The organism is Chryseobacterium vrystaatense (assembly GCF_000737765.1).
GTDB classification, from domain to species: Bacteria; Bacteroidota; Bacteroidia; order Flavobacteriales; family Weeksellaceae; genus Chryseobacterium; species Chryseobacterium vrystaatense.
Genome location: NZ_JPRI01000001.1, coordinates 623368 through 637926, shown reverse-complemented (window position 1 = coordinate 637926; position 14559 = coordinate 623368). Strand labels below are relative to the sequence as shown.

Here is a 14559-nt window from a genome sequence, read left to right as displayed (position 1 = left end):
CTTAGAAAATTTAACATGTTAAAAAAGATAATAGACCGTCCGGTACTGGCAACGGTAATATCTCTGATCATCGTCATATTGGGGATCATAGGACTGAACCAGCTGGCGGTGACCAGATTCCCGGACATCTCACCACCTACCATTACCGTGATGGGATCCTATCCCGGCGGAAACAGTGAAACCGTAATACGTTCCGTAGTGACCCCTTTGGAAGAGCAGATCAACGGAGTAGAAGATATGGAATACATGAAATCTACTGCGAGTAATGACGGAAGTTTTTCCATCTCTATCATTTTCAAGCAGGGCGTCAATGCAGATCAGGCGGCTGTCAATGTACAGAACAGAGTCCAGCAGGCAACTCCTATACTTCCTCAGGAAGTGGTAAGAATGGGACTTACAACCTCAAAACAACAGAACAGCATGGTCATGCTTTTCAACATCTATACTGATGATAATGGGAAGTACGATGAAACGTTTCTGCAGAACTATGCCAATATCAACCTTATTCCGCAGGTCAAAAGAGTTAAGGGAGTAGGGCAGGCCCAGGTATTCGGAATCAAAGATTACTCCATGAGGATCTGGCTGAATCCCCAGAAAATGTCTTCGTATGGTCTTGAACCTGCCGATGTTTCCAATGCAATTGCAGATCACAGTTTAGAATCTGCTCCCGGGAAGCTGGGAGAGGAATCTGATGCGGCATTAGAATATGTTATCCGCTACAAAGGGAAAAAAAATAAACCGGAGCAGTATGAAAACATCATCATTAAAAATGACGGAACCAATCTGATACGTCTTAAAGATGTAGCCCGCGTAGAATTTGGATCACTTTCTTACAGTGGAGATAACCTTTCCAATGGGAAGAATGCCGTAACCGTAGCTATTATGCAAACTACAGGGTCCAATGCCAACGCTATTGAAGTAGGTATTAATAAATCCATAGAGCAGCTCTCAAAATCATTTCCTCCCGGAATAAAATATTCCAAGGTAATGAGTACAAAAGAGAGGCTGGATGAAGCAACAGGTCAGGTGAAGTCTACTTTAATAGAAGCTTTTATTCTCGTTTTTATTGTGGTTTTTCTCTTTCTGCAGGATTTCAGATCTACCATTATTCCTGCTATAGCGGTGCCGGTTGCCATTATAGGAACATTCTTTTTCCTTTTGGTATTAGGATTTACCATTAATGTACTGACACTCTTCGCTTTGGTACTGGCCATTGGTATTGTTGTGGATGATGCCATTGTAGTCGTCGAGGCGGTTCACTCCAATATGGAAGGAACAGACCTTTCCGGAAGAGAAGCAACGCACAAGGCCATGAACGAAATTACAGGAGCTGTTATTTCTATTACACTGGTGATGTCTGCGGTATTTATTCCTATCGGATTTATGTCCGGTTCAGCAGGAATGTTTTATAAGCAGTTTGCCTATACATTGGCTATTGCCATCATTATTTCAGCACTGAATGCCCTGACTTTAACGCCTGCTTTATGTGCTGTATTCCTGAAAAATAACCACTCAGCAGAAGGAGAACATCCAAAAGGATTTGGAAAGAGATTCGCGGTAGCATTCAATGCTGGATTTAATAATATGACGAACCGGTATGTGAAAGGTATACGTTTTCTGATCGGGCGAAAATGGATAGCAGGAGGTTTGATCATTGGAGTGATTGGTATTGCAGCATGGTTAATGACTACAACACCCAAAAGTTTTGTTCCTATGGAAGATGATGGCCTTTTTATGTACACCCTAAGTATGCCTCCGGGAACGGGACTGACAAAAACAACGGAAACTGCCGCTAAGATCAATACTATTTTAAAAGGGGTTGAAGGAATACAGGAAAATACATCTATTACAGGATATAATTTATTAAGTAACAGTGCGGGCCCTGCTTATGCCATGGGGTTTGTAAAGCTGAAACCTAAAAAAGAAAGAGGAAAGATCCATGACATTGATGAAATCTTAAATGGAGTAAATGAAAAACTGGCTGTCATTAGAGAGGGAAGCGTAATGACCTTCAGAATGCCTCCTGTAGAAGGATATGGGATGACCAATGATGCCGAGATTGTACTTCAGGACCGTATGGGAAGAGATCCTCAGGCACTGAAGGCAAAAGCCGATGAGGTAATTGGACAGCTGATGAAAGTGCCGGAAGTAGCATTTGCATATACTATGTTCAGAGCAGATTATCCGCAGATGGAGCTTGAAGTGGATGAAGATAAAGCCAAGCAGCTTGGGGTAAGCATATCCAATCTGCTGGGTACGGTACAGACCTATTTTTCAGGAGATCAGTCTCAGAACTTTTCAAGATTTGGAAAATTTTACAGAGTGAATATCAAAGCTGATGGGATTTTCAGAATGGATGAACAGGCTTTCAATGACATTTTTGTAAAAAATAATAAAGGGGAAATGGTTCCTGCCAATACGATGATCACTTTGAATAAAGTATACGGACCAGAATCTGTACAGCGGTATAATCTTTATAATTCTCTTAATATTAATGTTTCTCCAAAACCTGGTGTGAGTAACGGAGAGCTAATGGGGAAACTTGAAAAAACATTAGACAAACTTCCCTCCGATTACAGTTACGAATGGACAGGATTAAGTCTTGAAGAAAAATCAGCGGGAAATCAAACCATTGCCATATTTGGACTGTGTCTGCTGTTTGTTTATCTGCTTCTTGCTGCACAGTATGAGAGCTACATCCTTCCTCTTGCAGTTATGCTTTCCATTCCGACAGGAGTAGTAGGTGCATTTCTTGGAATAAAAGCAATCGGACTGGATAATAATATCTACGTGCAGGTAGGACTGATTATGCTTATCGGACTTCTGGCAAAAAATGCAATTCTTATCGTAGAATTTGCAGTACAGAGACGAAAATCAGGAATGTCTATCGTAGAGTCTGCATTAGATGGAGCTAAAGCAAGGCTGCGGCCAATCATCATGACCTCACTCGCTTTCATCGTTGGAATGGTTCCGCTTATGGTCTCTTCAGGCGGAATGGCTTCAGGAAACAAATCCATCAGTACAAGTGCAGCTATGGGAATGCTTAGTGGAGTCGTACTGGGAGTTTTTGTAATTCCTGTATTGTACATGTTTTTTCAATATCTCGATGAAAAGTTCTCATCAAAGAAATACAATGGGGGACCAGAAAATAAATCATCAAATGAAACTATTTAATATAAAAAACATCCTTGTTTCAGGAGCAGTGGCCACTTTAATGGTGTCCTGCACTGTAGGCAAACCTTATACAAGAACTGATATGGAAGCCCCTGCTGCATATAGAGAATCTGTGCAGGTAACCGGAGATACCATCATACTTCCCTGGAAAACTTTCTTTAAAGATCCCAAACTGAAGGAATTAATAGAAAAAGCCTTAACCAGAAATAACGAAGTAGCCGTTGCCATCAAGAATATAGAACAGCTGGATCTTGCTTATAAACAGGCAAAAAATGCACTTCTTCCTACCCTTGATTTCAGTGCAGGAGCCAATAGAAGCTGGGCCTCGAAAAATAGCCTGAACGGATCACTTAACGAACAGTTTACAGGGAACAAATATATAGACGATTTCAGTGCTTCACTGAGACTGTCATGGGAAGTGGACATCTGGGGTAAATCCAAAATGCAGAAAGAGTCAGCCGCAGCAGGATATTTTGAACAGAAAGAAAATCTGAATGCTGTAAAAAGCAGAATCGTTGTTCAGGTCGCGCAAGCATATTACAATCTGATAAGCCTTGACGAACAGCTGAAAATAGCTGAAGAAAATATAGAATTGAGCAACAGTACACTTTCTATGATGAATCTTCAGTTCAAAGCAGGGCAAATCAATTCACTGGCGGTGCAGCAGTCGGAGGCTCAGAAGAAAACAGCAGAACTTCTGATTCCGTTGGCAAAACAGAATATCTCGGTTCAGGAAAATGCACTGAGCATACTTTGTGGCGAATATCCGGGACGTATTGAAAGAACCGGAACTTTGCAGCAGATGATTCCTGAAAATAAGCTTTCAGAAGGCCTTCCCGCACAGCTTCTGAGCCGCCGTCCGGATTTGAAAGCTGCAGAATTCAATGTGATCAGTCTCAATTCAAAAACCGGATTGGCAAAAGCTGCGATGTACCCGAGCATCAGCCTGTCTCCACAGATAGGATTAAACTCCAACCAATTTAATAGCTGGTTTGATTTACCGGGATCCATCACCAAAACCCTGGCGGCCAATCTTGCGGCACCCATCTTTCAAAAAAAAGAGCTGAAAACAGCTTATGAAACGGCGGTGATAGAGCAGGAAAAAGCAGTAATGAACTTTAAGCAGTCTTTAATGACCGCTGTAGGAGAAGTATCAGATGCCATGGTTAAATCTAAGGGATCATCTGAAAGGCTGGAATTGCTTGAACAGAGAACGGCTATTTTAGATAAAGGAATCAATGATGCGTTGAAGCTGTATAAAAGCGGAATGGCTACTTATCTTGAAGTGATCACAGCTCAAAACAATAAACTGCAGAATGATCTGGAGGCAGTGAATGTCACCCTTGAAAAACTCAATGCTGAGGTAGAGCTGTACAGAGCACTGGGAGGAGGTGTCAATTAATTAACTGAACAGATAAGATAAAGAAAGAAGTTACATTGTGTAGCTTCTTTCTTATTTTTAAGGCAGTCAAAAGCTTTAAAACTAAATGTTTAGTTCTGTTCCTCCAAATGATTGCCCATTAATCGTAAAACTTTCTTTAAACTGTCGGAAAAAAGAACTAATCCTGCAGCCATCATGATAATGTCTTTTAAAACCAGACGGCCTGCTCCTGAGAGATAAGGAAATCCGTACTGTGGAGTGGGAAGATCTCCACCCAGATCAGGGACATACACTTCCGGAGTCGTCAAAAGAAAAGAAAGCGTGACAAAAGACATGATGAAAGTTAAAGCTCCGCCAATAGCTCCAATCTTTGGATACCATATTCCCAGCAGAACCAGAAGAGCGATAGTGATAATCATTGTTCCCAATCCGTATGAAAATGCATAAGTTCCGTTTTCTGTGTGCCAGTCTATATTTTTCTTTAAAGTCTTTCCTTCCGGATTTTTATGGAGGGTGTATTCTGAAACCAATTTTTGGTCGTCGTTAATGACTTTGTGGTTGGCATTTTTATAAAAGAAACTCATAAAAGGGCTGTTGGCCACAAAAGGAACAATTCCGTCGGCTTCATACTGGAAAGCTTTAAGGCCGCCGATCCAGGCCATCACGATAAAAATAGAGATTCTTAAAAAGTTAAGGAAGTAAGAATCCCATCTGGTAAGGTGGTTGTAAAGGGTGTTGGTTTGCATTTGATTTACTTTTTTACAAAGGTAAATTGATGCTGTACGTGTGAGAATAGAGATATCAGGATATTACATGGACATTTTAGCCACAATGGAGATGCCTACTTTTTCCCGGTATTTCTTCGGGGAAGATCCTACTGAGTTCTTAAAATACCTGCTGAAATAAAACTCATCATCAAATCCAAGTTCCAAAGCAATTTCCTTGATGGAACGATACGTCAAATGAAGAAGTTTTTTAGCTTCCAGTATGGATCTTTCATTAATAAGCTGGCTGGGGGGCTTTCCAAATTCTTTTTTAACCGATTTGCTTAAGGCATTACTTGTAATATGGAGTTTTCCGCTGTAGAATGACAGCTCTTTTTCCTCTCTGAAATAAAGTTCCAGCAGTTTTTGGAATTCCACGGCATTTTTGTTCGGAAGCCTTTTGCCGGAAATCTGATCTTCAATAATTCCACTTTTCTCTTTACTGCAAATAGCCAGTATAAGCTGTATATAGGTCTTAATAATAGACCCCGAAAAAAGATGTTTTTCGGAAAGCTCCTTTTTGATATGGTCAAAGATTCCAAGTATATATTGGTAATGATCAAGACTTAGTTTAATGCCTGGATTTAGATAAATATTATTAAAAAGAAGTCCGTTGCAGGCGACCTCTTCCTTATGGTATTCTATGCAGTAATCATCTCCGTGAAAGAAAAGAATGAAAATATAATCATCAGTTTCTGAAATCAGCTTTAATTTTTGATAAGGGGTAAGGAAAAGAACAGTACATCCTTCATAAGAATAATTAATCTGATCAATTGAAAAGACACCAGACCCGTTCAATAGAACCACGCAGTAATTCTCAGTAGTGAAATCTGAAGGAAATGAGGATAGGCAATAGGATTGTATCTGTACTGACATGGAATAAATATAAGGAATATTTAGCAGTTTGGGATAAATCTATTATATTTAAAAAACAATTACCAGCGTCAAAATTCACGCTGGTTTTTCATTTCTAAAATAAATACTAAAATTTTATTTACTTAAAATCAACAAGTTATGTGGTTTCTTGTTCTTTTTTTCAACATCCCATGCAAGATTTCCGAAAAAACGGATTTTATAGATGAGTACTCAATACAATGAATGTTTAATGCAAAAAAAATAATGAAATGAAGAACTTAATAGTACTTAAGGTTATTACCACCGTTTTGGCCATATCAATCATCTTTTCCCTGTTCTCATGCTTGAATGAGGACAGGATAGATATACCGCCTGTAAAAGTGGAAAACGTTTACGGTAATTATAAAGGAAGACTGATTACCATGCAGGGAGATCTTAGAACCGAGAAAATTGTAGACTTTAAAGTAAAAAAAGATACCCTTACATTTTCTGAGTTTCCCATCAAAGAAATTGTAACGGCAGTAGTAAAGGATCCTGTAAAAGTCCAAAGTGCACTTACAGCGATGGGAAAAGTGAAATACGATATTAAATATACATCGGTATTAAATGCTGAAAAAAACTGGGTAGAACTCACTTTTGTTCCGAAGGACCTGGAGCTTCAGATACCGGTAGATGGAGTAAATAAAAAAACAATCGTCACCCTCACAGCAAAGCAGAAAGGATACTTTGTAGGATTAGATTATTCGTTGAGATATATTTTGGCAGCAGAACAAATTACAGTAGATGGCACAGTGCTGAATCCTTTTGAGGCGATTAATTTTAACTTCCCATACTGTGTGAAAACAAATTGATAGATAAGATCATATGAACAATAGATTGTGATTGGCCGGATGCAGTCTATTTTTGCTTAAAATTTAATTGGCCACTAGACCGGACCTCAGTCATACATGGAACAAAACAAGGAGCAGATTTTGATAAAACGCCTTCTCACGAAGGAGGAAGCTGCCTGGAAAGAACTTTTCGGATCTTATTCCGGAAACCTCTCCGGGGTCTGTACCCGTTATATTTCTGGAAAAGATGATATTCATGATGTTCTTCAGAATAGTTTTATCAAAATGTTCCGGTCCATAGAAACATTTGAATACAGAGGCAGCGGCTCCTTAAAAGCCTGGATGATCCGGATTACTGTCAATGAATCTTTAAAACATATAAAACAGCATTCAGGGCTTACTGCCCACACTGATCTGGATGAATTCCCGGATGTTCCCAATGATGAAGAACCCGATTTGGAGGAAATTCCACAAACAGTAATTATGAACATGATACAGTCACTTCCTGATGGGTACAGAACTGTTTTTAACCTTTTTGTATTTGAGAAAAAAAGCCATAAAGAGATTGCCGGACTCTTAGGAATAGCAGAAAATTCTTCCGCATCCCAGTTTCACAGAGCGAAAGGACTGCTGGTACAGAAAATTAAAGAATTTAAAATGTCAAAAAAAGCACAATATGAATAATCAGTGGCTAAATGACCTGCAGAGGAAAATGGAAGACCACGAAGAGGATGTTCCGGATGGGCTGTGGGAAGATATAAAAGATGAGCTTTTTTCTGAAGAAGAAGAAAACAGAATAGCGGGAATTATAATGCCTGAAACTGATGATGTAAAAGAAAATATAAATAAACCTTCCGGCACTGGGAAATCTCTTCTGTACCGTATCGGAGGAATTGCGGCAGCTGTTGCTATGCTCTTATTCACAGGAAAAATCCTGTTAGAGACGAATCCTGAAAATACCAATCCGAATATAGCAGACAGATCTAAACTTGCTGATAAAACTCAAAAAATAAACAGGAAGGAAACAACAGTACCTGCAGAAAAAGAGACGAATGATAAGATACAGGCTGTAGGCAATGAAAAATACAGCAACCTTGGTGCTGCACTCACAGATAAAATAAAAACGAATCCATATTTTAAAAATATATTCGAGCCTGTAACCCATGATAAGCGCATATCAGCACCTGATGAAAAAGAAAATCTACTGGACGGGCTGGCTAAAGAAGACCATTCAGCGGTCGTTAACAGGCCGTTGGTCACTGAAAATCCAACAGAAAAAGATAATAAGAATGCTGAGGAAATATATAATCATATTCAAAAGGAGATTCCCGAAAAGTATGCAGATAATGACAGGGCCAAACCTCAGGTACGCAAGTCCAGAAAATGGATGCTCAGTATGCTTACAGGTAATGTTTCCTCAAATTCTTCCGAACAGAATTTTCCGGGTTATGCCTCCATGAGTGGAAGTCCCATGGCATTCAGTGAAGTATGGATTTCAGGTGCCGAAAGTAATCCCCTTACAGAAGTCCTGCTGGCCAATCAGAGCAAAGAAGTTGAGGCAAGGATCAGACATAAAGTTCCCGTTACATTCGGGCTATCCATGTATTATAATCTTGGGAAAAGATGGGGAATAGGAACCGGAATCAACTATACAAAACTTACCTCAGAGCTTCATTCCGGAAGTAATTCCAACTATATAAAAGGAGATCAGAGTGTCCATTATATTGGCATTCCTGTACAGATCAATTATAATGTGATTCAGAAAGGACGATTTACGGGATATGTAACCGGAGGCGTACTTGCTGAAAAAGCTGTAGCAGGAAAACTCAGGACAAAATATATTGTTAATGATGAGGTACAGGACACACAGGAGGAACGCCTGGATGTGAAGCCTGTTCAGTTTTCTGTGAATTCTGCCATCGGTCTGCAGATGAAAATTGTAGATAAGATCGGGATATATGCAGAACCAGGAATAGGATATCACTTCAAAAATGACAGCCCGCTCAACACCGTTTACAAAGAAAAACCTTTAAACTTCAATATGAAATTCGGGATCAGAATATTACTCGACTGACCCCCTTAAATAAGACTAAACCAACCATTAAATATTTAAATATGAAAACCAAACTGATTTTTTTGGCTTTATTATTCATGAGTATTATGAATGTAAAAGCACAGTGTAATCCCACTATTACAAGCCCCCGACTGGGCGTGAAATTTCCGGATAAAATTGTATTCTGCAATACCGAAACAGAGATACTGTCTACGCAGGCATTCGGAAATTACCAATGGTACAAACAGGCATGGACCTGGCAGACACCTAATACCAATCCCTGGGTCCCTATTTCTGGAGCCACCTCACAAACGCTTACCATTAATGGGAATGACGACCAGCTTTATTATTTTAAAGTTCAGGTTACAGAAGGTGATTGCAGCGCGGAAAGCCCTGCTGTTATGGCAGATGGATTTGCTTACGGACTTCCAGCAATGATGACTACCCTTACACCCGGAACGTTTATGCAGGTGGGAGAGGGAGAGTATAATATTTGTAACGGAGCATCAGTAAAATTTGATGATGTATTTCCTGATCTGTATGGTAAACACGTATGGTACAGATGTATTCCGACAAGTCCGCCTCCCGGAGGAGATCCCTGTATAATAAGCGGAGTAATGGGAGACAGCTATACAGCTACAGAACCTGGAATATATGGATTCTACGCGTGCACCGAGTACTGTCCTGATCAGTGTGAATTTTTAGGGACAGGAAATTTTGTAAAACTGAATTTTGGAGACTGGGAATTCTGTAACCTGGGAACAGACGACGTGAAAACAAAGTCCAACAGCCTGAAAGTATACCCAAATCCAACAGCGCAATTCCTTTTTATAGGAAAAGAATCTGATAAGACTTATAAAGAAATTTCCATTATTGATATGTCCGGAAAAATAGCGTTGAAGAAAAACAGTCACCGTTTTAATGAACCTATTGACGTAAGCAGTCTTATTCCTGGAAATTATATCATCCTTTCCAAAGATTCTGAAGGAAATACCTACAAGAACAAGTTCATAAAAAAGTAATAGTAAATATCCTGAGTTAGTTTTTTTTAATCGCTGATAAGCCGGTATAGAGACAGTCTGTACCGGTTTGTCTTTTTGTTTATAAAATCCTGTTGCAAAACTTCTTACAAGATGATGATTTAAAACAAATATGATGTTTTATTTATAAAATAATGATATTGATAATCAGTGTATTATGTTTTTTATTGAATTTTTCAGGCAAGGATTTACAATTGCTGCATTTTATAAATGAGTACTCAAAGTAAATATTTTTAATCAATAATTAATTCAAATTTAAAATGAAAAAGTTCGTAAGCTTCAAAGCCTTATCCGTGTTATTCATCCTGCTAAGTTTTACTTTTAGTATCATAAGCTGCAGGGATGATGATGATAAACCTAAAACCAATCCCGATGCCCTAAAGATAGAAGACGTCAATGGCGATTATACTGGAAAAGCTGTTATATCAAAAGGAACGGTTAATGGTGAAACAAATGTGATTTTCAGTGCTCAGAAAAATATAATCAACTTCACAGAATTTCCAATGAAAGAGATCATTGCATCCGTGATTAGTGATCCTGTGAAAGCGGGTCAGGCTTTAACAGCTATTGGAAAAGTTAAGTATGAGCTAAATTATACTTCGGCCCTGAATAAAGAAAAAAAAGAAGTTGAACTTGCTTTTTCTCCCAAGGAGCTGACCCTTCAGGTTCCAATAGAAGGGGTGAGTAAAAAAGTAGTTGTAACATTTGTCCCAGCTAAAAAAGGAGTGTTTACAAAAGGAAAGACTCAAAATCTAAACTTCGAACTGGAAGCCACTAAAATAACTGTTGAGGGAACCGCAGTAAATCCCTACGATAAAATAAAATATAATTTTCCGATGTTGAAGAAACTGCCGTAAGGAAACATTGTTCAGGTGTGCTTGAATTGGGAAAGCACACCTTTTTACTCATATTAAATTTGGGATACGTTAAATGCCTGAAAAAGATAGTCCAGAGATTCAACTGTTGACGCGTTTGGTTAAAAAGGAACAATCGGCCTGGAAAGAATTATATAATTCTTATTCACGAGAGCTTACGTCCATATGCAGGAGATATCTGAAAGGAAATGATGACATTCATGATATACTTCAAAACAGCTTTATTAAAATGTTTCATCACATCGATTCTTTTAAATATATGGGAAAGGGTTCCTTAAAAGCCTGGATAATACGCATTGTTATTAATGAAGTGCTGCAATATATAAGAAGCTTTTCAAAGATGGAGTTTTCGACAATGGAAGAGGAAATGATAGGTAAGGAAGATGATGAAGAGCCCGAGCTGTCAGATGTTCCTATGGAGGAGCTTATGACCATGATAAAATTGCTGCCCAATGGGTACAGGGTTGTTTTTAATCTATATGTATTTGAGAATAAATCCCATAAAGAGATTTCGCAATTACTGTCTATAAGTGAAGGTTCTTCGGCATCTCAACTGCATAAGGCTAAACGGAAACTCGTACATGAAATTAATACATACAAACAATTTAAAAAGGAGGCCCTATGAAAGATAAATGGTTAGCCGACCTAAAAAATAAGTTTGAAGGTCATGAGGATGATCCGCCGGATGGCCTTTGGCTCAGTATTGAAAAAGAACTGTTTCCGGAAGAAGAATACAATGTTTTTCCGTTGATGCCTGACCAACCTTCGACAGAGAAAAATGATGACAAAAAGCATGATCAAAAGAATTTAAAACACAGAATAGGTGCATTAAGTATTGCTGCTGGAATCGCAGTTTTGGTTTCTGTTATATTCTTTCTAAAGATACAGGACGATGATTTTAAAAACCTTACGGGAAATAGAACACAAAAAAAGACTGTACAGGCATCTTCTTTGTCAGGAAGCTTAAATACGGACGCTATTGTTTTCAGTTTTGATATTCATAAAAAAGAGGTAAACCATAAAGCTCGCACAACGAATGAAAAGGTGTTTTCTCATATCAGGACCAATAAGAAAACAAAGCTATTAGAAGATTTATCTTATGAATCTCTAAAAGTAAACATGAAGGATGTTGAAACGAAGGACTCCTATGATAACATAAGTGAACCGTTAATGGCTGGACATTTTTCTGTTTCAGAAATAAATGATAAATACAGTCTTGATTCTCTGACTGCTGAAGCTTATTCCCAGGAAAATCTGGCTCAGACTGATGGAGATAAGAACAGGAACAATTTTAATCACAAGTGGATTTTGGGTCTAATATCGGGGCCGCCTTCATCCAATTCTTCTCTTTCTTCCCATCAACAGGAAGGCTACGTTATGATGAACGGACAACAGCTTGAAATTCCGGCTGACAGTGGAGCGGAAACAGAAGAAGATCCGTTAGGTGAAATCTTTGCAGGAAACAGATACGAAGATGTAAAAACAGATATAAGGCATAAGCTCCCTGTAAAATTGGGATTATCTGTTTCTTACCAGCTCAATGATCAATGGTCTGTGACGACAGGGCTGACCTATTCAAAGCTTTCATCAGATCTCTTATCTGGAACTGAAGCCAATATGATCAAAGGAGAGCAAACCGTCAAATATATAGGAATTCCTGTTCAGATAAATTATCGAATATGGCAGAAAGGAAATATATCTGCTTATGCAAGTGCCGGTGCCCAGATTGAAAAATCAATCCTTGGAAAAATGAAAACAAATTATATAGTTAATCATGAAATAAAGGAAAGTTTTTCAGAAGAACTAACGGTAAACTCATTACAAATGTCGTTGAATGCGGGAGGAGGAGTTCAGTATAAACTATTTAAAAATTTTGGGATTTATTTTGAGCCGAGCTTAAGATATAATTTTAATGACGGAAGTGAGATTAGAACCATCTACAGGGAAAAACCACTGAATCTGAATTTAGAATTCGGTGTAAGGTATTCCATCCAATAAAAATAGGCTGATTTTTCACTGTAAACGCTGGAAGATTAAGTCTTGGAATTGATTAAACCCATGTGATATTAAATGATATTAAATATTTAGGATTATTTTTTTTTTGAGCCATTTCATTCATTTTTTTGAAGTGGCTTTTTTTACTCAAAAAAAGTTTCTTCCGAGCTAAAATGAGAGCGTGATGAGAAAAAATAAGAAAATAGAGAACTGTGCAAATCAGTTGTACAACGAATTTTCCAAAGCCGAAATGTTCATTGAATACTCTGAAAAGATCAGTGTTAGTGAAGGAATATTATATGTGGCAGAACAGGAGAACTGCTATTGGTTTTTGGATATTGTGGTTCAAAACTGTATAAAGTTAAACGCAGTTAAATACCAAAAATGGAAACTTTTGAAAAATGAAGATGGTGAAATTATAGTTGTTGTATCCGACAGGAAAGATGAGATGTTGTTAGAGATAAATGGGCCTGCCAAAGACTTTTATTTTTCAAGCCTTACGATCTGTAAAATAGGTAATAACCTGCTGATGCCTTGTGAAGAATAAATCTCCGGGTCATAGACCAATAACAGTACACATTAGAATTTAATTTTTTTATAGCTGATAAGCCGGTACAGAAACATTCTGTATCGGTTTGTCTTTTTGTTGATATTTTTTTTAAAATATATAATGAAACTTAAAACTGTCAATTTTAATGAGGATATTTTGAAATAATATATTATTTATTTTTACAAAAACACGCAGATCATGTTAATAAAAATTTATGGCAGTGCTATCCATGGGGTAGCTGCACAAACCATTACGATTGAGGTTAATGTAGATACCGGAGGAGTAGGATATCACCTGGTAGGTCTTCCCGATAATGCCATTAAAGAAAGCAGCTACCGGATCTCTGCAGCGTTAAGAAATGTGGGATATAAAATTCCGGGAAAAAAAATTACCATTAATATGGCACCTGCGGACCTTAGGAAAGAAGGGGCTGCCTACGATCTCAGCATAGCTATAGGAATTCTTGCAGCATCAGATCAGATTGTGGCAGAAAACATTCAGGATTATATTATTATGGGCGAACTGTCTCTGGATGGAAGTTTACAACCTGTCAAAGGAGTGCTTCCCATTGCCATTCAGGCAAAGGAAGAAGGTTTCAAAGGAATTATACTTCCCCTTCAGAATACAAGAGAGGCAGCTATTGTAGATGGTCTTGAGGTGTACGGAGCTGAAAATATGAAAGAAGTCATCGATTTCTTTAACGAAGGAAAACCAATTAAAAAAGTAACGTTAGATACCAGAAAAGAATTTCAGGAAAGGATTAACGATTTTCCATTTGATTTTTCTGAAGTTAAAGGACAGGAAACCGCAAAGCGGGCCATGGAAGTTGCCGCAGCGGGAGGGCACAACATTATTTTGATAGGACCTCCGGGCAGCGGAAAAACAATGCTCGCCAAAAGAGTTCCGGGTATTTTTGTCAATTACAATAGAAATTGCTAAAATACATTAGTTAGCGCGAAAATTCTATAAGGTAATGCGAATTAATAAGTAGTCGCTTTCCGAATGCCACACTACACTAAAATTTAAAAGGCGCTTTGGGAAA

Annotated in this window: 12 protein-coding genes and 1 pseudogene; 11 read left to right on the top strand and 2 right to left on the bottom strand. The window is 38.3% G+C overall.

What is annotated here, in order from left to right; translation table 11 throughout:
* Positions 1 to 15 precede the first annotated feature (15 nt).
* Entirely contained in the window at positions 16 to 3174 is a 3159-nt protein-coding gene (locus IW16_RS02885) for an efflux RND transporter permease subunit (RefSeq protein ID WP_034739501.1), read from the top strand.
* Positions 3161 to 4576 (top strand): efflux transporter outer membrane subunit, encoded by a 1416-nt coding sequence (locus tag IW16_RS02880; RefSeq protein ID WP_034740520.1) that lies wholly within the window; start codon positions 3161 to 3163, stop codon positions 4574 to 4576. Before IW16_RS02885 ends, IW16_RS02880 begins: the two co-directional genes overlap by 14 nt.
* Before the next feature lie 89 nt (positions 4577 to 4665).
* Here the strand turns inward: IW16_RS02880 and IW16_RS02875 are convergent, their stop codons facing one another.
* Complete coding sequence (locus tag IW16_RS02875; RefSeq protein WP_034739500.1) at positions 4666 to 5301, bottom strand: DUF417 family protein; 636 nt, start codon at positions 5299 to 5301, stop codon at positions 4666 to 4668.
* A 63-nt stretch (positions 5302 to 5364) separates the two neighbouring features.
* Positions 5365 to 6195: a helix-turn-helix domain-containing protein gene (locus tag IW16_RS02870; RefSeq protein ID WP_034739498.1), complete on the bottom strand. Its 831-nt coding sequence runs from the start codon at positions 6193 to 6195 to the stop codon at positions 5365 to 5367.
* A gap of 248 nt (positions 6196 to 6443) precedes the next feature.
* Between IW16_RS02870 and IW16_RS02865 the strand changes: the two genes are divergently transcribed.
* The 9 genes and pseudogenes from IW16_RS02865 to IW16_RS02825 form a co-directional block, all read left to right on the top strand.
* Entirely contained in the window at positions 6444 to 7025 is a 582-nt protein-coding gene (locus IW16_RS02865; RefSeq protein ID WP_034739496.1) for a DUF4840 domain-containing protein, read from the top strand.
* 96 nt (positions 7026 to 7121) lie between these two features.
* Complete coding sequence (locus tag IW16_RS02860; protein WP_034739494.1) at positions 7122 to 7688, top strand: RNA polymerase sigma factor; 567 nt, start codon at positions 7122 to 7124, stop codon at positions 7686 to 7688.
* Positions 7681 to 9078 carry an outer membrane beta-barrel protein gene (locus tag IW16_RS02855; protein WP_034739491.1) on the top strand — a complete coding sequence of 466 codons (1398 nt, stop codon included), beginning with the start codon at positions 7681 to 7683 and terminating at the stop codon, positions 9076 to 9078. The genes IW16_RS02860 and IW16_RS02855 overlap by 8 nt, the downstream gene beginning before the upstream one ends.
* A gap of 41 nt (positions 9079 to 9119) precedes the next feature.
* Positions 9120 to 10079: a T9SS type A sorting domain-containing protein gene (locus tag IW16_RS02850; RefSeq protein WP_034739489.1), complete on the top strand. Its 960-nt coding sequence runs from the start codon at positions 9120 to 9122 to the stop codon at positions 10077 to 10079.
* A gap of 278 nt (positions 10080 to 10357) precedes the next feature.
* Positions 10358 to 10954, top strand: a complete 597-nt coding sequence (locus tag IW16_RS02845; RefSeq protein WP_034739488.1) for a DUF4840 domain-containing protein — start codon at positions 10358 to 10360, stop codon at positions 10952 to 10954.
* Between the two features lie 73 nt (positions 10955 to 11027).
* The gene (locus tag IW16_RS02840) at positions 11028 to 11597 is read left to right on the top strand and encodes an RNA polymerase sigma factor (RefSeq protein ID WP_034739486.1); all 570 of its coding nucleotides are present in this window, start codon (positions 11028 to 11030) and stop codon (positions 11595 to 11597) included.
* Complete coding sequence (locus IW16_RS25570) at positions 11594 to 12970, top strand: outer membrane beta-barrel protein (protein ID WP_051889863.1); 1377 nt, start codon at positions 11594 to 11596, stop codon at positions 12968 to 12970. Before IW16_RS02840 ends, IW16_RS25570 begins: the two co-directional genes overlap by 4 nt.
* 181 nt (positions 12971 to 13151) lie before the next feature.
* Positions 13152 to 13514 (top strand): DUF6876 family protein, encoded by a 363-nt coding sequence (locus IW16_RS02830; protein ID WP_034739484.1) that lies wholly within the window; start codon positions 13152 to 13154, stop codon positions 13512 to 13514.
* A gap of 201 nt (positions 13515 to 13715) precedes the next feature.
* Positions 13716 to 14429, top strand: a pseudogene (locus IW16_RS02825) (magnesium chelatase domain-containing protein); the annotation flags it as partial.
* Positions 14430 to 14559 lie beyond the last annotated feature (130 nt).